The organism is Bradyrhizobium zhengyangense (assembly GCF_022012435.1).
In the GTDB taxonomy this organism is placed as follows: Bacteria; Pseudomonadota; Alphaproteobacteria; order Rhizobiales; family Xanthobacteraceae; genus Bradyrhizobium; species Bradyrhizobium zhengyangense.
In genome coordinates this window covers 21,364-40,921 of the sequence record NZ_JAKLUA010000022.1, presented here as the reverse complement: position 1 = coordinate 40,921, position 19,558 = coordinate 21,364, and the positions used below count along the sequence as shown (strand labels likewise).

Below are 19,558 nucleotides of genomic sequence, written 5' to 3'. Positions count from 1 at the left end.
TGATCCTTACGCCAGGCAGCGGAAGAGCAGGGCCGGATCGCGGTCGGGATCGATACGCAATTTGATCCCGCCCCATTCGATGCGGGACTGTTCGCCTGTCATGAGATTTTCGATTGCGGTGACGTGGCGGCGCTCGCCGCCGACATCGATGGTGAGGTCGCCGAGCGGCAACCAGATCTCGCGCGCATGGCGCGAGAGGGCGATGGCCGCGATGATCGCGTTCACCGGTTCAGCGGCCTCCTTGACGAAGGCGATGGTCTCGCCGTCCTCGATGCCGAGGAAGCGCAGATTGCTGGTCTGCTGGAGCGCGGCGTTGTCGTTGCGGATACGGTTGAGTGTCGTGATCCAGGGTTTGATATTGCCTGATTTGTCCCAGTCGCGCTGGCGGATCTGGTACTTCTCGGAATCCTGATATTCTTCGCGGCCGGGCACGGCCTCGTGCTCGAGCAGCTCGAAGCCGCTATAGAGGCCGTAATTCCCTGACAGCGTTGCCGCCAGCGCGACGCGCGACTTGAACATCCAGGCTTCGCCGCTCTGCAAATGATACGGCAGCAGGTCCGGCGTGTTGACGAACAGGTTTGCCCGATAGAAATCCCGCTCCGGATAGCGCGAGAGCTCGCCGAGATATTGCTCCAGCTCCCACTTCCCTGTGCGCCAGGGGAAATAGCTGAAGGACTGCGCAAAGCCGAGCTTGGCGAGGCCCTTCATCAGCTTCGGCCGCGCAAACGTCTTGGAGAACAGGATCACCTCGGGATGCCGCTGACGAATCTCGTGGATCAGCCACTCCCAGAACGGCAGCGGCGCGGTGTCGTGATTGTCGATCGCGAAGATGGTCACGCCATGGTCGATCCAGAACAGCATGGCGTCGCGAAACGCGTTCCACAGCCCGGCCCGGTCGACCGAGGCGAAATCGGGGATCACGATATCAGAATAGGGGCCGTCCGCCGTCCGCACCGAACGGTCCGGTCGCCATTTGAACCATTCCGGATGCTGCGTCAGCCAGGGATGATCGGGCGAGCATTGCACGGCGAAATCGAGCGCGATCTCGAGGCCGAATTCGAGGCAGGTCGCGACCAGCGCGCGGAAATCCTCGATGGTGCCGAGCTCGGGATGCAGAGCATCGTGGCCGCCCTCAGCCGAGCCGATCGCATAGGGCGACCCGGGCTCGCCCTCGGTTGCGACAGGCGCGTTGTTGCGGCCCTTTCGGCTTGTGCGGCCGATCGGATGGATTGGCGTGAAGTACAAGACGTCAAAGCCCATCGCCGCGATATCGGGCACGCGCGCGATGCAGTCGCGGAGCGTGCCGTGCTGGCCGGCAACCGCGCTCTGGCTACGCGGCATTATCTGATACCAGGCGCCGAAGCGCGCCCTTTCGCGGTCGATAACAAGCGGGAAGTTCGGCGAGCGGGTCAGGTCCGGCCGCGCCTGGCTCTCGGCCATGGCCTCGCCGAGGTCGGTTGCGAGCAGCGAGGTGACGTCGCCGTTCTGGAGATAGTCCTCGCATTGCCTGACGATCACGGCCGCGGCGTCCTGTTGCGCGCCATGCGCCTTGGTCAAAAGGCCAGCGCCCTCGATCGCATCAAGCGTCACGTCGCCACCGGAGAGCTGCTTGCGCTCGACCCCGTGGCGCCAGGTGGCGAATTCGTCGGTCCAGGCTTCGATGGCATAGACATATTGCCCTGCTTCGGTCGGCGTGAACGCGCCGGACCAGCGGTCGTCGCCATGATGGATCATGGGCTCGCGGCGCCATTCACGGTCCTGCTCGCCGCGCCAGACCAGCGCCGCGCTGATGGTGGCGTCGCCGTCGCGATAGATGTCGGCCCACACCTCGACCCGATCGCCCGCGATCCGCTTCACGGCGAAGCGGCCGCCATCGATCAACGGATAGATATCTTCGATGAGGAAAGCGCTGCCGGCGGCGGCACTCTCGACAGTTTGAATTGTCTTGTTCACGGTGATGCCATTGACAAGAAAGCAGGAGCCCGTTTCCCTTGTCGGGAACCTACGCTTGGTACCACTATAGAAAGCCGCTTGTGTGTCATTGGTTCCCATGGGAACGGCAGGTGCGGTTTGGGAGTTACCCCTGACTAACCTCTTCCGCGACCTCGTTAAAATCCATGCCCCCGGCCAGACAATGGCCTGCAAGCTGCGTGCCGAATGGATCTTTTAGCTCAAGCCCAGACCAAGGGCGTTCAATCCGAATTTGTCGACGCCCTCGGCAAGCTGCGGGTCACCGCGCCCGAGGCGCTCAAATCCATCCTCGATGCCCTGCCGGAGAAGCGGGTCTATCGCTTCGTCAGCGGTCCGGTGGTGGTGCGCGCGCTGGGCAATCCGCGCACCGAGCTTGCTGCCGTCGGCACGGCGCCGCTGCAATGGAAAATCACCGGCAAGGGCAATGTGATCGGGCAGGGCGAGACGCGCGAGCCTGTTATCGCCTGGCCCGCCGGCCTGCCGCTCGGTTACCACCGGCTGACGCTGACCGATGCTACGGGCGCGACGGAAGAGGTGCCGATGATCGTGGCACCCGAGCGCGCCTTTGGCGGCGAGTTTGACCGCGGCTGGCTGCTGGCCGTGCAGCTCTACTCCGTTCGCTCCGACCGCAATTGGGGCATCGGCGATTTCACCGATCTCGCCGGTCTTGTCAGGCTCGCCAAGCGGCTGGGGGCTGACGGCGTCGGGCTCAATCCGCTGCATGTGCTGTTCGACGATCATCCGGCCGATTGCAGCCCCTATTCGCCGAACAGCCGGCTGTTTCTCAATCCGCTGTATATCGACGTCGAGGCCATTCCCGAATATTCGGCCGACCTCGTCCCGGACGCCGCCACGACCGCCACGCGGCTGCGCCAAGGCGATCGTGTCCCTTACGCCGACATGGCGGCGCTGAAATGGCTGGGCCTCCGTGCTGCCTTTGACAGCTTCTTGAAGACCGCGACCGGTGTCCGGCGTAACCAGTTCGATGCGTTTCGAGCGGACCGCGGGCCGCTGTTGTCACGCTTCGCCTGCTTCGAGGTGCTTCGGCATCGTTTCAATGTGCCGTGGTGGGAATGGCCAGTGGAATGGCAGCAGCCGGACGATGCCAAATGCGCTGAAATGCGCAAGGGACCCGACAAGCACAGGGTCGAGTTCGTCGAATTCGTGCAATGGACGGCGGATAGCCAATTGCGCGCCGCCAAGGAGCTCTCCGCCGAGCTCGGCATGCGCGTCGGGCTCTATCTCGACGTTGCCGTCGGCGTGCAATCCAACGGCTTCGATGCCTGGAACGAACAGACGTCAATCTCCCGCCACCTTGCGGTCGGCGCGCCGCCTGATGTCCTCAATACCGTCGGTCAGGATTGGGGCCTTGCCGGCTTCAACGCAGGCGGCCTGGAGGCGCAGTCCTTCGTGCCCTTCGCGAACATGCTGGCCGCCTCGATGCGGCATGCCGGCGCCATCAGGCTCGATCACGTGCTGGGGCTGAAGCGGCTTTATCTGGTGCCGCGCGGCTTCAAGCCCGATAACGGCGCCTATGTGCAGATGCCGCTGGAGGCGCTGCTCGCGGCGGTCGTGTGCGAGAGCGTTACCCACAAATGCATCGTGATCGGCGAGGACCTCGGCACCGTGCCCGAAGGCTTCCGCGAGACCATGCAGGATTTCGGCATCTGGTCCTACCTGGTCATGATGTTCGAGCGCGACGATGCCGGCCATTTCCGCAATGTCGACCACTACCGGCCGAACGCGCTGGTCACGCTCAACACGCATGATCTATGCACCTATGCTGGCTGGCGCTCGTTCGGCGATCTCAAGATGAAGCTGTCGCTCGGGCTCGATCCCGGCGAGAACGAACAGGCGCGCTGGGATGCGCTCGGCGCGCTCGATCAGATTCTGCACCAGAACGGGATCAACGCCAACGACCTCTACTCGGTGCTCGGCTTCCTGTCGCGCACGCCGTCGCGGCTGCTCGCGGTGTCGATGGAAGACCTGCTCGGCGTGATCGACCAGCCCAACATTCCCGGCACGATCGACGAGCACCCGAATTGGCGGCAGCGGCTTCCCGTCGCACTCGATCAGATCGCTGCCAAGGTCGATCTCGCGGCTTTGAAGGCCGCGACGCGGGAACGTTCGCTCATCGGTGGGCGTTGATATCCGGGGATTTCCTAGGCTCGCAAAACATTGTCTCAGAAGATCGAGAACTATGCGCTGATCGGCGACTGCGAGACCGCGGCGCTGGTCGGGCGCAACGGCTCGATCGATTGGCTGTGCTGGCCGGCCTTCGATTCTGACGCCTGCTTTGCCGCGATCCTCGGCACGCACAAGAACGGTCGGTGGCTGGTCGCGCCGAGCGAGGACGTCACAAGTATCTCGCGCCGCTATCTCGGCAACACCCTCATCCTCGAAACGCGCTTTGAGACCGGGAGCGGCACCGTCGCGCTGGTCGACTTCATGCCGCCGCGCGGCAAGGCGTCCGACATCGTGCGGCTGGTGCGCGGCGTCAAGGGCACGGTGAAGATGCGGATGGAGCTTGTCATCCGTTTCGGCTTCGGTGTCGATATTCCCTGGGTGAGGCGGATCGACCATTCACTGCTGGCGGTCGCCGGCCAGGACATGACGGTGCTGCGCACGCCGGTCGAGACGCGCGGCGAGGATCTCACCACGGTGTCCGATTTCGAGGTCAGGGACGGCGAGACCGTGCCGTTCGTGCTGACCTACGGTCCCTCACATCTCGATCCGCCTGAATCGATCGACCCTGATATCGCGCTCCGGGAGACCGAAAAATTCTGGAAGGAGTGGTCAAGCCGTTCCACGCATGACGGCGAGTATCGCGATCTCATCATGCGTTCGCTGATCACGCTGAAGGCGCTGACATTCGGCCCGACAGGGGGCATCGTCGCGGCGCCGACCACCTCGCTGCCGGAAAAGCTCGGCGGCGCCAGGAACTGGGACTACCGCTTCTGCTGGCTCCGCGATGCCACCTTCACGCTGCTGGCACTGATGAATTCGGGTTACACCGACGAAGCCTTGGCCTGGCACAATTGGCTGCTGCGCGCGGCCGCCGGCTCGCCCGCCAACATGCAGATCATGTACGGCATCTGGGGCCAGCGCCGGCTGCTGGAATGGGAGGCAAGCTGGCTCGATGGCTATGAGGGCGCCCAGCCGGTGCGTGTCGGCAATGCCGCGCATGCGCAGCTTCAGCTCGACGTTTACGGCGAGCTGATCGATGCCTTCCACCAGTCGCGCATGGCTAAGCTCCAACTCGACGATGAGGCGACCTGGGCGCTGGAATGTGCGGTGCTGAATCATCTCGCCGAGGTCTGGGACCATCCCGACCATGGCATCTGGGAGCGGCGCGGCCAGCCGAGGCACTACGTCTTCTCCAAGGTGATGACCTGGGTCGCCTTTGACCGCGCCATCAAGAGCGCCGAGACTTTTGGCTTCAAGGCGCCGCTGCTGCATTGGCGCACCTTGCGCGAGGCGATCCATCGCGACGTCTGCAACAGAGGCTTTGACGCGGAAGAGAACGCTTTCGTCGAGTCCTACGGCTCAAAACTGCTCGATGCGAGCGTGCTGCTGCTGCCGGGTGTCGGCTTCCTGCCGGCCGACGATCCGCGCATCCGCGGCACCATCGCGGCCGTCGAGAAGCACATGATGCGCGACGGCTTCGTGCTGCGGCATGACCCGCGCGAGGTCTCCGAGGAGACCCAGCCGATCGAGGGCGCGTTCCTGGCCTGCACCCTGTGGCTGGCCGATGCCCACGTGCTCGCGGGCGACCTCGATCGGGCGCAGGCGCTGTTCGATCGCATCGCAGGGCTTGCCAACGACGTCGGGCTCCTCGCCGAAGAATATGATCCCGTCGCACGCCGCCAGACCGGCAATTTCCCGCAGGCGCTGACGCATATCGCGCTGATCAACACCGCGCATAATCTCTCGGCGGCCAGGCACGCCAGCGATAAGCCGGCGATGCAGCGGTCGAAATAGCAGGGAGCGCGCGGTAGGGGAGGGTCTTAACCCCTCCCCGCTGGGGAGAGGTACGACCAGCTGCGCACTTGACGCAATTAAGCTCTAGCCCAACCCATTCCGCTTCAAGATCATCTCCATCGCCTCGGCAAACCCGTCCTGCTCGTTGCTCGCGGTGACGTTGGTGGCCTGGTCCTTGACGCTGTCAGTGGCGTTGCCCATGGCGATCGAGGTGCCGCTGACGCGGAACATGGCGAGGTCGTTCTGCATGTCGCCGATGGTGGCGACCGCATCCAGGGAAATGCCGAGCCGCTTGGCCATGGCCTGCACGAACGTGCCCTTGTTGAAGCCGGGCGGGGTGATGTCGAGATAATAGGTCTGGGAGCGGACCGCGGTCGCCTCGCTGCCGAGCGCCTGCTGCATCGCCTTCTCGCAAGCCTCGAGGCCCGCCGCATCGGCGCTGGCGCCGACGATCTTGCAGGCGCTGGCGAGATGCGGTGCAAAATCCGTCACGATGGTGGGATCTGAGCGGATCGTGTGCTGCTCATGCGCGACGTATTTACCGCTGGGGTTATCGATCAGCCATTTGTCGTAAGTGAAAAGCCAGATGTCGGCGCCGAACTCCCGGAGGATCTGCAAGCTGCGCTCGGCCGCGTCCTTCGGGATCAGATGCTGCTCGACCGGATTCATCTCGGGATCGACGATCGAGGAGCCGTTGAACGGGCCGACCGGCAGCCACAACGCCAGCGGCTCGATCAGGAAGCGCATGCCGATCGCAGGCCGGCTGGAGGTGATGGTGAAGCCGATGCCGGCCTGGTGCAGCCGTTGCACCGCGCTCCGCGCGCGCTCCGTCAGCGTCTTGTCCTTGGTCAGCATCGTGCCGTCGACGTCGGAAACGATCAGTGAGATTTTCGTCATGGCTCGGCCCTGCTTTTCCCGCCGTCGATTTTCAGCTGCCGCACGATGCCATCGACGATTGCTTCGACGGATTCGTCGATCGAGGCCGTGATGACGTGCTCGCTCGCCTCCGGCGGCTCCAGCGTGTTGAACTGGCTGGTGAGCAGTCCGGGCGGCATGAAATGGCCCTTGCGATGCGCCAGCCGATCGGCGATGAGCTCCTGCGTGCCCTTCAGGAACACGAAGCGGACGTCGTCGCGCCCGCGCAGCAGCACCTCGCGATAGGTATGCTTGAGCGCCGAACAGGCGATGATGATTGGCTCGCCCTTGCCGCAGGCCCGCGCGATCTCGTCGGCGATGGCGTTGAGCCAGGGCCAGCGGTCCTCATCGGTGAGGGGATGGCCGGCCCGCATTTTCTCGACATTGCTCTTGGGGTGGAAGCTGTCGCCATCCTCGAATCGCCAGCCGAGGCGGTCGCCCAGCGCAGCTGCAATCGTGCTCTTGCCCGAACCCGACACGCCCATCACGATCAACGCACAAGGTGCTTTAGTGCCCGCCACGAATCCCCTCCGGAAGCGCGGCCCGGTCGACCAGCCAGACGGTCTCACCATGCGAGCGCGCGCGTAACGCCGGCAGATTCTCGCCATTGAGCAGGCGCGTCAAGATCGGCTGCTTGTCGTGCCCTGCAATCTCGAACAGCATCTCGTGACACGAGGCCAGCGTGGGAAGCGTCAGCGAGACCCGCGGCACGAAGGGCGCGACATTGGCTTTGGGCACGCCGACGACCCAGCGCGCAGTTTCCTCGACACCGGGATAGCCGGGAAACAGCGAGGCGGTATGCCCATCGGGCCCCGCACCCATCAGGACGAGATCGAACAACGGCCGTGCCGGATCGAGGCTTTCAGATCCGTAGAAGGCTTGCAATTCGTGTGCATACGCCGCAGCGCTCTCATCCGGATTTTCAACCAGGGTCGGAATCGGATGGATATGGCCTGACGGCGCGTTGCGATCGAGAAACGTGGCGCGAGCGACGGCCATATTGTTGAGCGGATCGCTCGTGCCGACAAAGCGCTCATCGCCGATGAACCAATGCACGCGATCCCAGGGGATCTTGCCGCGCCAAGCCTCGCTACCGAACAGCTGATACAGCTTCTTCGGGCTCGACCCGCCGGTGAGGCAAATCGCGATGCGGCCGGGATTGGCTGCGATGCGGGCGATCGCCCGCTCGGCGGCGGCTTGTGCGAGGGCTTCGGCGTCCGCGACGACGATCAGCTTAGGCTCTGCGGCTGTCGCCATCACAAAAGCTTCCGCCAGCTTCGGCCGTCGCGCCGCAGCAGCTCGTCAGCGCAGGCCGGGCCGTCGCTGCCGGCTTCATAGGTCTCGATGCCATTGTCGCCCGCGGTCTTCCAGGCGTCGAGGAACGGCTGCACCGCCGCCCAGCCGGCCTCGATGCCATCGGCGCGCTGGAACAGGATGTTGTCGCCGATCATGCAGTCGTAGATCAGCGTCTCGTAGCCGGTGGACGGATCGGCGCGGAAATAGTCGCCATATTTGAACTTCATCTCGACGCCGTCGATGGTGATGCTCGGCCCCGGGATTTTTGCATTGAACTGAAGCTCGATGGTTTCGGTCGGCGCAATGCCGATGGTGAGGAAGTTTTGCGAGAGACGGTCGACCGTCGTGCCTGAAAACATCGACAGCGGCGCCTGCTTGAACTTGATCGCCACCTCAGTGCGCTTGTGGCCCAGTGCCTTGCCCGTGCGCAAGTAAAACGGTACGCCGGCCCAGCGCCAATTGTCGATCATCAGCTTCAGCGCGACAAAGGTCTCGGTGGTGCTGCCGGGCTTGACGTCTTCGGTCTTGCGATAATCAGCGATCTCGTCGTCGCCGATGCGGCCTGCAAGATATTGCGCGCGCACCGAGTTTCGCAGCGCCTCCTCGTGGTTCGGTTGCTGGATCGAGGTGAGCACCTCGGCCTTTTCGGAGCGAACCGAATGCGCGTCGAAGCGCGCCGGCGGCTCCATCGCGACCAGCGACATCAGCTGGAACAGATGGTTCGGCACCATGTCGCGCAGCGCGCCGGTGGCATCGTAGAAGCCGCCGCGATGGCCGACGCCGAGCTTCTCCTCGACGGTGATCTGGATGTGGTCGATGTGGTTGCGATTCCAGATCGGCTCGAACATGCCGTTGGCAAAGCGCAGCACCAGGATGTTCTGCACCGTCTCCTTGCCGAGATAATGATCGATCCGGTAGATCTGGTGCTCGTCCATGATCTTCAAGAGCTCGGCGTTCAACGCCTTGGCCGAGGCGAGATCGGTGCCGAATGGCTTTTCGATTACGAGGCGGCGCCAGGCGCCATTCTCCTTCATCATGCCGGTGCGGCCGAGCTCGCGCGCGGTCGGCGCGAACGCGGCCGGCGGGGTTGCCAGATAGAACAGCCGGTTGCCGCCGGTGTCCTGCGCGCATTCCAGCGAATCCAGATGCTCGCGCAGACGATCGAAGGAGGGCGGGTCCTTTGCGTCGGCTTCGACGAAGGTCACGCATTCCAGCAGCCTTGTGGCGATGTCGTCGTCCACGGGCCGCGTTGCGAATTGCTTCAGGCCCTTCAGCAGGCCGTCGCGCAGCTCGTCGTCCGACTGGCCCCTGCGGGCCACGCCGACGACGCAGAACTTTTCCGGCAGCAGGTGCTCGGCCGCGAGATTGTAGAGGGACGGCATCACCAGGCGATGGGTGAGATCGCCGGTGACGCCGAAAATGACGAAGGCGCAGTTTTCCGGCTTGCGCTTTGGTTGCGGGTCTTTTGTCACGAACGTTGGGCCTTCGCTTAAGTTCTTATTTTGGCTTCGAAGCGTCCGGCTGCTTCGGCTCCTTGTGGCCGCCGAATCCCGCGCGCATCGCAGAAAGAATTTTTTCGGCGAAGGTGTGTTCCCGACGGGAACGGAAACGTGTGTAGAGCGCAGCCGTCAGCACTTCGGCCGGAACGGCCTCATCGATGGCCGCATTCACGGTCCAGCGTCCTTCGCCGGAATCCTCCACGAAGCCGGAATATTCCGCGAGCTGTGGGCTGTCGGCGAGTGCCGTCGAGGTGAGGTCGAGCAGCCAGGACGGGATCACGCTGCCGCGGCGCCAGACCTCGGCGATATCGGCGAGGTCGAAATCGTAGCGATGATCGGCCGGCAGGGCGTCGATGTTGGCGTTCTTGAGGATGTCGAAACCTTCGGCATAAGCCTGCATCAGGCCATATTCGATGCCGTTGTGGATCATCTTGACGAAGTGCCCGGCGCCGACCGGACCTGCATGGATGTAGCCCTGCTCGATGCGGGGATCGCGACCCTCGCGTCCCTCGGTGCGCGGAATGTCGCCGGCGCCGGGGGCGAGCGCTGCGAAGATCGGATCGAGCCGGTCGACGACCTGCTTCTCGCCGCCGATCATCATGCAATAGCCGCGGTCGAGGCCCCAGACGCCGCCTGAGGTGCCGACGTCGACATAGTGGATGCCGCGCGTCTTCAGTGCCTTGCCGCGACGCACGTCGTCCTGCCAGAAGGTGTTGCCGCCGTCGATGATGACGTCGCCCTCCTGCATCACGCCGGCGATCGTCTCGATGGTTGCTTCCGTGATGCGGCCCGCCGGCAGCATCACCCAGGCCGTGCGCGGCCGCTCCAGCTTCGAGATGAATTCTTCGAGCGTCGCCGAGCCGACCGCGCCGTCCGCGGCGAGACCGGCGACGGCCTTGGCGTCCTTGTCATAGACCACGGTCGAATGTCCCTGACGCATCAGGCGGCGAACGATGTTGCCGCCCATCCGGCCGAGGCCGATCATGCCGAGTTGCATGTGAGAAATTCCCTTAATTCAGCGCGTCGTTGAGCGCGGCATTGAGCGCCGCAAGACCTTTCTTGAGCGGCCCCTTCAGGTGCACGCGAAGCGCGCGCCGGCCGCGCTCGGTCAGCACGTCGAAATCGCCACGCGCCTGTGCCGCCTTGATCACGCCGAAGCTTGCCTTCTGGCCCGGCACAGGAAGGTCCTTGGCGTCGTCGGCGGTGATCTGGAGGAACACACCGCTGTCGGGCCCGCCCTTATAGGCCTGGCCTGTCGAGTGCAGGAAGCGCGGGCCGAATTCGGCGGCGGTTGCCAGATGTCGCTTCTCCAGCACGGCCGTCCGCATCTCCTGCAGCGCCTCGATGTTGGCCTTGTCGCGCGCGATGTAGCCGAGCAGGGCAAAATAATCGCCGCGCCGCGAGCGGGTGATATGGGCCCTGAGCCAGGAGGTGAGGTCGCCATTGGCGCCCATCGTGCGCAACGCGGCGGCGTTGTGGTCGTCGGTGTAGAGATCGAACTCTCTGGTGCTCACCACCGGCTCTTCGGCCGGCAGCGCACCGGTCTTCTCAAACGCCGACGTCAGCTCACGGGTCTTGATCTTGGCCGCTTCGACGTCAGGCTGGTCGAACGGATTGATGCCGAGGATCGCTCCCGCTACCGCTGTTGCCATCTCGAAGCGGAAGAACTCCTGGCCGAGATGGTCGATCGACTTCATGACGATGCGCACCACCGGATGACCGGCTGCTTCGATCCCGGCGAGCGCCGAGTCATGGGCGACATCCGTTTCGCCCTCGGTGCGGATGTCGATGAAGAAACGGTCGCTGCCGTAAGCCGCGGACTCCCTCAACGGCTCGCCGGCGATCGGGATCAGGCCCTTGCCCTCCTTGCCGGTCGATTCCGCGATCAGCTGCTCGGCCCAGGCGCCGAAATCGGCGATCTTCTTCGACGCCAGGATCGTCACCTTGTCGCGGCCTTCGAGGCCGGCGAGGCCCATGGCGAGACCGAGCTGCACGCCCGGGTTCTCGGCTGGCGGCACGTCCGGTCCGCAAGAGCGGGCCATTGCCAGCGCATGCTTGAGGAAGGTCCTGACGTCGATGCCGGCGGTGGCCGCCGGCACCAGGCCGAACGGCGACAGCACCGAATAGCGGCCGCCGATCGAGGGCTCGCCATGGAAGATGCGGGCATAGTTCAGCTTCTTGGCCGCCTTCTCCAGCGACGAACGGGGATCGGTCACCGCGATGAAGCGGAAGCCGGTCTTGGCCTTCGGGCCGAGGGCCTGCGCGACGCGCTCGTGGAAGTAATCCTTCATTGCGTTCGGCTCGGTGGTGCCGCCTGACTTGCTCGACACGATGAACACCGTGTTGGCGATGTCGATCTTGGCCTCCATCGCCCGCACCTCGGCCGGATCGGTGGAGTCAAGCACGTGCAGCTTCGGGAAGCCGGCCTTCCGGGCAAACGTCTCCGCCAGCACCTCGGGGCCAAGGCTCGATCCGCCCATGCCGAGCACGACGGCGTCGGAGAATTTCTGGCCCTTCACGCGGCTCGCATAGTCCTCATAATCGGCGACATCGGCCTTGGCGGCGCTGTCGAGCCAGCCGAGCCATTTGTCCTCGTCCGTCCCGGTCCAGACCGACTTGTCGCGCTGCCACAGCCTGCGGATTTTTGCCGATGCGCGCCATTCCTCGGTGCTCTTGGCCACGGCCTTGCCGAGGCCGTCGCCGAGCGAGAGAAGCTGGCGGTCGATCGCGGGGCCGAGCACGGTCGCGCGCTTGTGGGCGACCGCGCCGTAGAGCTTGTCGGCGGCGTCCGCAAACAGCTTGACGCCGTCCTTGACCAGTTCCTCGGTGATGGCGTCGAGCGAGACGCCGGAGCGCTCCAGCTCTTCCAGCACGCGATAGGCGTCTTCGACATTCTCCTCCAGGCTGTCGCGCGGCTTGCCATGGTCACGGAACGCATCGAGCGTCGCCGGCGGCACGGTGTTGATGGTGTCGGGGCCGATCAGCTCCTCGACATAAAGCACGTCGCTGTAGTCCTTGTTCTTGGTGCCGGTGGAGGCCCACAGCATGCGCTGCAGCTTGGCGCCCTTGGCGGCGAGCTTCTCCCAGCGCGGGCCTGCGAACAGGCGCTTGTAGTCCTGATAGGCGACCTTGGCGTTGGCGATCGCGACCTTGCCCTTCAGCGCGGCGAGGCGCTCCTTCTCGGAGGGATCGTTGGCCCGTGCGATCTTCTCGTCGAGCTGCTTGTCGACGACGGAATCGATCCGGCTGACGAAGAAGCTGGCCACGCTCGCGACATGGGAAGGATCGCCGCCGCCGGCAACGTATTTTTCCAGACCGGCGATATAGGCCTCGGCGACCTGGAGGTAGACCGCTTTCGAGAACAGCAGCGTGATGTTGATGCTGATGCCGTCGCCGATCAGCGTTTCGATCGCCGGCAGGCCCTCTGGCGTCGCCGGCACCTTCACCATCAGGTTCTTGCGATTGACGTCCTTCCAGAGCCGCCGTGCTTCGGCGACCGTGCCCGACGTGTCAATCGCCAGATAGGGCGAGACCTCGAGGCTGACATAGCCGTCGCCGCCCTTGAGGCGGTCATAGACCGGGCGCAGCACGTCGGCAGCGTTCTGGATGTCCTCGACCGCGACCGCCTCGAACAGATCGGCCACGGTCCGGTCGCCGCGCTTCAGCGCCTTGCCGATCGGGGCGTCGTATTCGTCCGAGCTGCCGATCGCCTTCTCGAAGATCGAGGGATTGGAGGTGACGCCCTTGACGCCATCGGTGTCGATCAGCCGCTTCAGGTCGCCCTTGGCGATGAAGCCGCGGGCCAGGAAGTCCAGCCAGACGGCTTGTCCGTGCTTTTCCAGTTCTTTGACGGGATTCATGATGCTTATTTATCTCCAAGCCTGCGGACGGAGGGGGTTTCCGCACCGGTCCTGACGCGCTATCCTCTAGCTAGCATGCTCCCGCGAGGGAACCAATCAAGGGTATGGGCGTCATACTCATAGCCTAACTCCGTCGCGATCATGACGATCCAGGCGGCCGTCGTGCTTTTGCGTAATAATAATTTGGCCGGCATGGGTCGGCCGAGGCTTTTGGTTGAGGTCGATTATTCGCGTCGCGAGGTGTCGTCAGGAGGAATGGTCCGCCTGATCGTCACGGGGCTCGGTTGCGAATGGCCATGCTGGGGGAAAGCATGCACACTCGTCCTGATGGTGTTGCCGTCGCCGATAACCGGCAATCGATTCCGTCGGCGACCTGCATCGATTCGTCTCATGATCTCGAAGTCGGGCAATGCGTCACGCGCATGCGGCTGCTGGTCGCGGCAGGCTTCGCGGTGACGCTGCTCAGTGCAAGCCTTGCTTTCGACTGGTGGGGCGAGATCGCACCCTATGAGACGACGATAGGCTATCTCGGCGTCGCTCTGTTCGGCCCTGTGACCGCCTGGTTGATCTGGATGCTGCCGGCCGAGCGCGGGCCGGTGGTGATCGTCACCCTCTTCGGCATCCGCGACTTGCGGATCGGCAATGAGTTTCTGCTCTGGGAGTCGATTGCTGATGTCTCGGCTGAGGAATGCCGCGGCCGCAAGGCGATTGTGCTGACACCGACGCCTGCCTTGCAGCGACAGCTTTCCTACATCCGTGCCGCCACGCGCGGCGCGCAGGATGAACGGATTGTTATCCGTCCGGAGGGGTTGGCGACCGATTTTGACACACTGCTGCGCGCTTGCCGCGATTGCCACGCTGCAGCCAACCCGGCCGCTGCAAACAATCAGGCCATCGCATTGCAGCAGGAAGATGAACGCGGCACCCGCGGGATCGCCTTGCAAGCGTCATAAGTTTGCCGCTCGCAAATCGTCATGTTGCAGTGCCGGAGGAAGGTGCCCCGGTATCGCCCGGATGTGGCGAGCCAGTGACAATTTCTGGAAATACGCCAAGATGGACAGAGATTCGCACAAATTACAGGCAAGTGCCTGTTCGTAATTCAGCGAGTGCCTACCTTGTGCGTTGCGTCGTGTCGGCACCCGGGTGTCCAATGATCGTCATGTGCTCACGCTGATTCGAGAAGCGGCCTGAGGAACGGTCCAGTAACTGCTTTCGTTTCAGCTTGTAGCGGAACTCACGCGGAGAGGGATCATGTACAACGATTCTCTATTCAACGCTTTCGCTCGGTCGTTCGAGGCGAGAAGCCAGCACGACATGTCGATGGCTGAATACCTGGAATCGTGTCGAAGCGATCCCATGAAATACGCCAACGCGGCCGAACGACTACTTGCAGCGATCGGTGAGCCCCAGACAATTGACACGGCCAAGGACCCACGCCTTGGCCGTATTTTTTTGAACCGCACGATCCGGACCTATCCGGCCTTCGCCGGCTTCTACGGCATGGAAGAAACCATCGAGCGCATCGTCGGGTTCTTCCGCCACGCGGCGCAAGGTCTCGAAGAGCGTAAGCAGATCCTCTATCTGCTCGGCCCGGTCGGCGGCGGCAAATCCTCGCTCGCCGAGCGGCTCAAGTCGCTAATGGAAGTGCATCCGATCTACGTGCTCAAGGCCGGCGACGAACTCTCGCCGGTGTTCGAGAGCCCGCTCAGCCTGTTCGATCCTGATCAGCTCGGACCGATGCTGGAAGAGAAGTACGGCATTCCGCGCCGGCGTCTCACCGGTCTGATGAGCCCGTGGTGCTACAAACGCCTCGAGGCCTTCGGCGGCGACATTTCTCAATTCAGGGTCGCAAAAATCCAGCCGTCGCGGCTGCGCCAGATCGCGATCGCCAAGACCGAGCCCGGCGACGAGAACAACCAGGACATCTCCTCGCTGGTCGGCAAGGTCGATATCCGCAAGCTCGAGACCTATGCGCAGAACGATCCCGATGCCTACAGCTATTCCGGCGGCCTCAACCGCGCCAACCAGGGCGTGCTCGAATTCGTCGAAATGTTCAAGGCACCGATCAAGATGCTGCATCCGTTGCTGACCGCAACGCAGGAAGGCAACTATATCGGCACCGAGAATATCGGCGCGATTCCGTTCACCGGCGTCATCCTCGCGCACTCCAACGAAGCGGAGTGGGCGAGCTTCAAGTCGAACAAGAACAACGAAGCCTTCATCGACCGCATCTGCGTCATCAAGGTGCCCTACTGCCTCCGGGTCACCGAGGAGCAGAAGATCTACGAGAAGCTGATCCAGGGCTCCGAGCTCGCGGCTGCACCGTGTGCACCCTCGACCTTGGAGACGCTGGCGCGGTTCTCGGTGATGTCGCGCCTGCGCAAGCACGAGAACTCGACGCTGTTCGGCAAGATGCGGGTCTATGACGGCGAGAGCCTGAAGGAGTCCGATCCGAAGGCGCGCAGCGTCCAGGAATATCGCGATGCCGCCGGCGTCGACGAGGGCATGGACGGCGTCTCCACCCGTTTCGCCTTCAAGATCCTGGCTGCGACCTTCAACCACGATCCGCAGGAGGTCGCCGCCGACGCCGTGCATCTGATGTATGCGCTGGAGCAGTCGATCAAGCGCGAGCAGTTGCCCGAGGAAGTCGAGAAGCGCTATCTCGAATTCATCAAGGCCGACCTCGCGCCCCGCTACGCCGAGTTCATCGGCAACGAAATCCAGAAGGCCTATCTGGAATCCTACTCGGATTACGGGCAGAACCTGTTCGACCGTTACGTCGATTACGCCGATGCCTGGATCGAGGATCAGGACTTCAAGGACCCCGACACCGGCCAGCTGCTTGATCGCGAGCTTTTGAACCAGGAATTGACGAAAATCGAGAAGCCGGCGGGCATTGCCAACCCCAAGGACTTCCGGAACGAGGTCGTCAAATTCTCGTTACGCTCCCGGGCCCAGAACGGCGGCAAGAATCCGACCTGGACCTCCTATGAGAAGATTCGCGATGTGATCGAAAAGCGGATATTCTCTCAGGTCGAGGACCTGCTTCCGGTCATCTCGTTCGGTTCGAAGAAGGACGGCGAGACGGAGAAGAAGCACGGCGAGTTCGTGGCACGCATGGTGGAGCGCGGCTACACCGAGCGTCAGGTTCGCCGACTGGTCGAATGGTACATGCGCGTGAAGCAAGCCGGTTGAGGCGGATGAGAAAGTGGCCATTCATATTATTGACAGGCGCCTGAATCCAGGCGGCAAGAGTCTTGAGAACCGCCAGCGGTTCTTGCGTCGGGCCAAATCCCTGGTGCAGGGCGCCGTCAAGAAGACCTCACAGGAACGCGACATCAAGGATGTCCTGGAGGGTGGAGAGGTCACAATCCCGCTCGACGGCATGCACGAGCCGCGTTTCCGCCGTGAAGGCGGGACGCGCGACATGGTACTGCCGGGCAACAAGAAGTTCGTCGAGGGCGACTATCTCCAGCGCCAGGGCCAGGGCAGTGCCAAGGATTCCGGTCCCGGCGAAGGCGACAGCGAAGATGCTTTCCGCTTCGTGCTCAGTCGCGACGAATTCGTCGATCTCTTTCTCGACGATCTCGAGCTGCCTGATCTCGCCAAGCGCAAGATCGCGCAGACCGAGAGCGAAGGCATCCAGCGCGCCGGCTATACCACCTCGGGCTCGCCGGCCAACATCTCGGTCAGCCGTACCGTGAAGCTGGCGCTCGCCCGCCGCATCGCGCTCAAGCGCCCGCGCAAGGACGAGGTCGAGGAGCTGGAAGCCGCGATCGAGGCCTGCACCGACGAGGACGAGCGCGCCGAGCTCATCGCCCGGCTGGAAAAGCTGAAGGCGAAGACCAAGCGCATTCCCTTCATCGATCCGCTCGACATCCGCTATCGCCGCTACGAGAAGGTGCCGCGGCCGGTGGCGCAGGCCGTGATGTTCTGCCTGATGGACGTCTCCGGCTCGATGTCCGAGCACATGAAGGATCTGGCAAAGCGCTTCTACATGCTGCTCTACGTGTTCCTGAAGCGGCGCTACAAGCATGTCGAGATCGTCTTCATCCGCCACACCGATCGAGCCGAGGAGGTCGACGAGCAGACCTTCTTCTATGGCCCGGCCTCCGGCGGTACGCTGGTCTCCAGCGCGCTGCAGGCGATGCACGAGATCGTGCGGGAGCGCTTCAGCCCGGCGGACTGGAATATCTACGCCGCGCAAGCCTCCGACGGCGACAACTCCTATTCCGACGGCGAGCTCACCGGCCTGCTGCTGACCGAGAAGATCCTTCCGGTCTGCCAGTTCTTTGCCTATCTCGAGGTCGGCGAGTCGGGCGGCAGCGCCTTCGATCTCTCCGATTCCTCGCTCTGGACCCTCTATGAGCGCCTGCGCAACTCTGGCGCACCGCTCTCGATGCGCAAGGTCAGTGAGCGCAGCGAGATCTTCCCGGTGTTCCACGATCTGTTCCAGCGCCGCGACACTGCCCAGGAGAAAGCCGCTCCATGACGGAACGCTTGTTCGAAGGCGCCGATTGGGATTTCCACACCTTGCAGCGCATCACCGATGCCTGCGAAGAAGTGGCGCTGAAGGATCTCGGGCTCGACGTCTACCCGAACCAGATCGAGGTCATCACCGCCGAGCAGATGCTGGACGCCTATTCGTCCGTCGGCATGCCGCTGTTCTACAAGCACTGGTCGTTCGGCAAGCACTTCGCCTATCACGAGGCCTCGTACCGCAAGGGGCTGATGGGCCTTGCCTATGAGATCGTGATCAACTCCTCGCCCTGCATCTCCTACCTCATGGAGGAGAACACGGCGACGATGCAGACGCTGGTGATCGCGCACGCCGCTTTCGGCCACAACCACTTCTTCAAGAACAATTATCTGTTCAAGCAGTGGACCGATGCGGAAGGGATTCTCGACTATCTGGATTTCGCCAAGAACTACGTCATGCAGTGCGAGGAGCGCTACGGCCGCATCGAGGTTGAGCGCACGCTGGACGCCGCGCACGCGCTGATGTCGCACGGCATCGACCGCTATCCCGGCAAGAAGAAGCTGGATCTGCGCGAGGAGGAGAAACGTGCCGGCCGTCGCCGCCAGCACGAGGAGGAAGTCTTCAACGATCTCTGGCGCACGGTGCCCAAGGGAGCGTCGAAGACGCGGTCCGCGATTTCGCTCGAGCGCCGCCGCAAGCTGCTCGGCCTGCCGCAGGAAAACCTCATCTACTTCCTGGAGAAGAGCGCGCCGCGCCTGGCGCCCTGGCAGCGCGAGCTGTTGCGCATCGTCCGCCACATCGCGCAATATTTCTATCCGCAAAGCCAGACCAAGGTGATGAACGAGGGGACGGCGACCTACGTCCACTATCGCATCATGACCAAGCTGCATCAGCAGGGCCGCATCACCGACGGCAATTTCCTCGAATTCCTGGGCTCGCACACCAATGTGGTGTTCCAGCCTGAATTCGACGATCAGCGCTACTCGGGCTTCAATCCTTACGCGCTCGGCTTCGCCGTGATGCAGGACATCGAGCGCATCGTCACCAATCCGGAAGACGAAGACCGCGAGTGGTTCCCCGATATCGCCGGCAAGGGCGACGTCATGGGCGTGCTGCGCGACGTCTGGGCCAATTATCGCGACGAAAGCTTCATCGGCCAGTTCTTGAGTCCCAGATTGATGCGGCACTTCCGCATGTTCCATCTGCACGACGACCCCGAGGAGCGAGCGGGCATCCGGGTCGACGCCATCCACGACGAGCGCGGTTTCCGCCGCGTCCGCCGCGAGCTGGCACGGCAGCACGATGTCGGCTTCATCGACGCCAATATCGAGGTGGTCGATGTCGATCTCTCCGGCGACCGCCGGCTGATCCTGCATCACCGCGTCATCAAGGGCTCGCAGCTCAACGAGACCGACGCCAAGCGCGTGCTTCAGCATCTCGCCGATCTCTGGACCTACGACGTCGCACTGATCGAGGTCGATGCCAACGACAAGGTGCTGCGCGAATATGTCGTCAGCCCGCGTCCGATCGCGGCGGCGGTGGCCTGAAGCGGACTA

The 19,558-nt window shown here is 63.4% G+C and carries 13 protein-coding genes; 6 read left to right on the top strand and 7 right to left on the bottom strand.

All coding sequences use genetic code 11. From position 1 onward, the window contains the following. Positions 1 to 6: 6 nt before the first annotated feature. A complete protein-coding gene (locus L6637_RS36990) occupies positions 7 to 1,953 on the bottom strand; it encodes a maltotransferase domain-containing protein (protein ID WP_237873808.1) in 1,947 nt (648 codons plus the stop codon). A 204-nt stretch (positions 1,954 to 2,157) separates the two neighbouring features. On the opposite strand from L6637_RS36990, the gene malQ reads away from it, so the two are divergent. Continuing rightward, positions 2,158 to 4,119 (top strand): 4-alpha-glucanotransferase, encoded by a 1,962-nt coding sequence (malQ, locus tag L6637_RS36985; protein WP_237873807.1) that lies wholly within the window; start codon positions 2,158 to 2,160, stop codon positions 4,117 to 4,119. A gap of 30 nt (positions 4,120 to 4,149) precedes the next feature. Next, complete coding sequence (locus tag L6637_RS36980; protein WP_237873806.1) at positions 4,150 to 5,952, top strand: glycoside hydrolase family 15 protein; 1,803 nt, start codon at positions 4,150 to 4,152, stop codon at positions 5,950 to 5,952. Positions 5,953 to 6,036: 84 nt separating this feature from the next. Here the strand turns inward: L6637_RS36980 and L6637_RS36975 are convergent, their stop codons facing one another. The 6 genes from L6637_RS36975 to L6637_RS36950 are packed head-to-tail and all read right to left on the bottom strand — an operon-like array spanning position 6,037 to position 13,522. Continuing rightward, positions 6,037 to 6,849, bottom strand: coding sequence for a Cof-type HAD-IIB family hydrolase (locus L6637_RS36975; RefSeq protein ID WP_237873805.1), 813 nt, complete (start codon positions 6,847 to 6,849; stop codon positions 6,037 to 6,039). Next, on the bottom strand, positions 6,846 to 7,388 hold the full coding sequence (locus L6637_RS36970; RefSeq protein WP_237873804.1) for a gluconokinase: 543 nt from the start codon (positions 7,386 to 7,388) through the stop codon (positions 6,846 to 6,848). The genes L6637_RS36975 and L6637_RS36970 overlap by 4 nt, the downstream gene beginning before the upstream one ends. Continuing rightward, positions 7,375 to 8,124 (bottom strand): 6-phosphogluconolactonase, encoded by a 750-nt coding sequence (pgl, locus tag L6637_RS36965; protein WP_237873803.1) that lies wholly within the window; start codon positions 8,122 to 8,124, stop codon positions 7,375 to 7,377. Before pgl ends, L6637_RS36970 begins: the two co-directional genes overlap by 14 nt. Beyond that, on the bottom strand, positions 8,124 to 9,635 hold the full coding sequence (gene zwf / locus L6637_RS36960; protein ID WP_237873801.1) for a glucose-6-phosphate dehydrogenase: 1,512 nt from the start codon (positions 9,633 to 9,635) through the stop codon (positions 8,124 to 8,126). The genes pgl and zwf overlap by 1 nt, the downstream gene beginning before the upstream one ends. Before the next feature lie 25 nt (positions 9,636 to 9,660). Then, the gene (gene gnd, locus L6637_RS36955; protein WP_237862625.1) at positions 9,661 to 10,659 is read right to left on the bottom strand and encodes a phosphogluconate dehydrogenase (NAD(+)-dependent, decarboxylating); all 999 of its coding nucleotides are present in this window, start codon (positions 10,657 to 10,659) and stop codon (positions 9,661 to 9,663) included. 13 nt (positions 10,660 to 10,672) lie between these two features. Further along, positions 10,673 to 13,522: a bifunctional transaldolase/phosoglucose isomerase gene (locus L6637_RS36950; protein WP_237873799.1), complete on the bottom strand. Its 2,850-nt coding sequence runs from the start codon at positions 13,520 to 13,522 to the stop codon at positions 10,673 to 10,675. A 290-nt stretch (positions 13,523 to 13,812) separates the two neighbouring features. Here L6637_RS36950 and L6637_RS36945 point away from each other — a divergent pair, with 290 nt between their 5' ends. The 4 genes from L6637_RS36945 (at position 13,813) to L6637_RS36930 (ending at position 19,549) form a co-directional block, all read left to right on the top strand. Next, the gene (locus L6637_RS36945; protein ID WP_237873797.1) at positions 13,813 to 14,475 is read left to right on the top strand and encodes an STM3941 family protein; all 663 of its coding nucleotides are present in this window, start codon (positions 13,813 to 13,815) and stop codon (positions 14,473 to 14,475) included. Between the two features lie 298 nt (positions 14,476 to 14,773). Then, entirely contained in the window at positions 14,774 to 16,717 is a 1,944-nt protein-coding gene (locus L6637_RS36940; RefSeq protein WP_237873796.1) for a PrkA family serine protein kinase, read from the top strand. A 19-nt stretch (positions 16,718 to 16,736) separates the two neighbouring features. Beyond that, positions 16,737 to 18,014, top strand: coding sequence for a YeaH/YhbH family protein (locus tag L6637_RS36935; protein ID WP_237863328.1), 1,278 nt, complete (start codon positions 16,737 to 16,739; stop codon positions 18,012 to 18,014). After that, positions 18,011 to 19,549, top strand: coding sequence for a SpoVR family protein (locus tag L6637_RS36930; protein WP_237862621.1), 1,539 nt, complete (start codon positions 18,011 to 18,013; stop codon positions 19,547 to 19,549). Before L6637_RS36935 ends, L6637_RS36930 begins: the two co-directional genes overlap by 4 nt. The last annotated feature ends 9 nt before the right edge of the window (positions 19,550 to 19,558 follow it).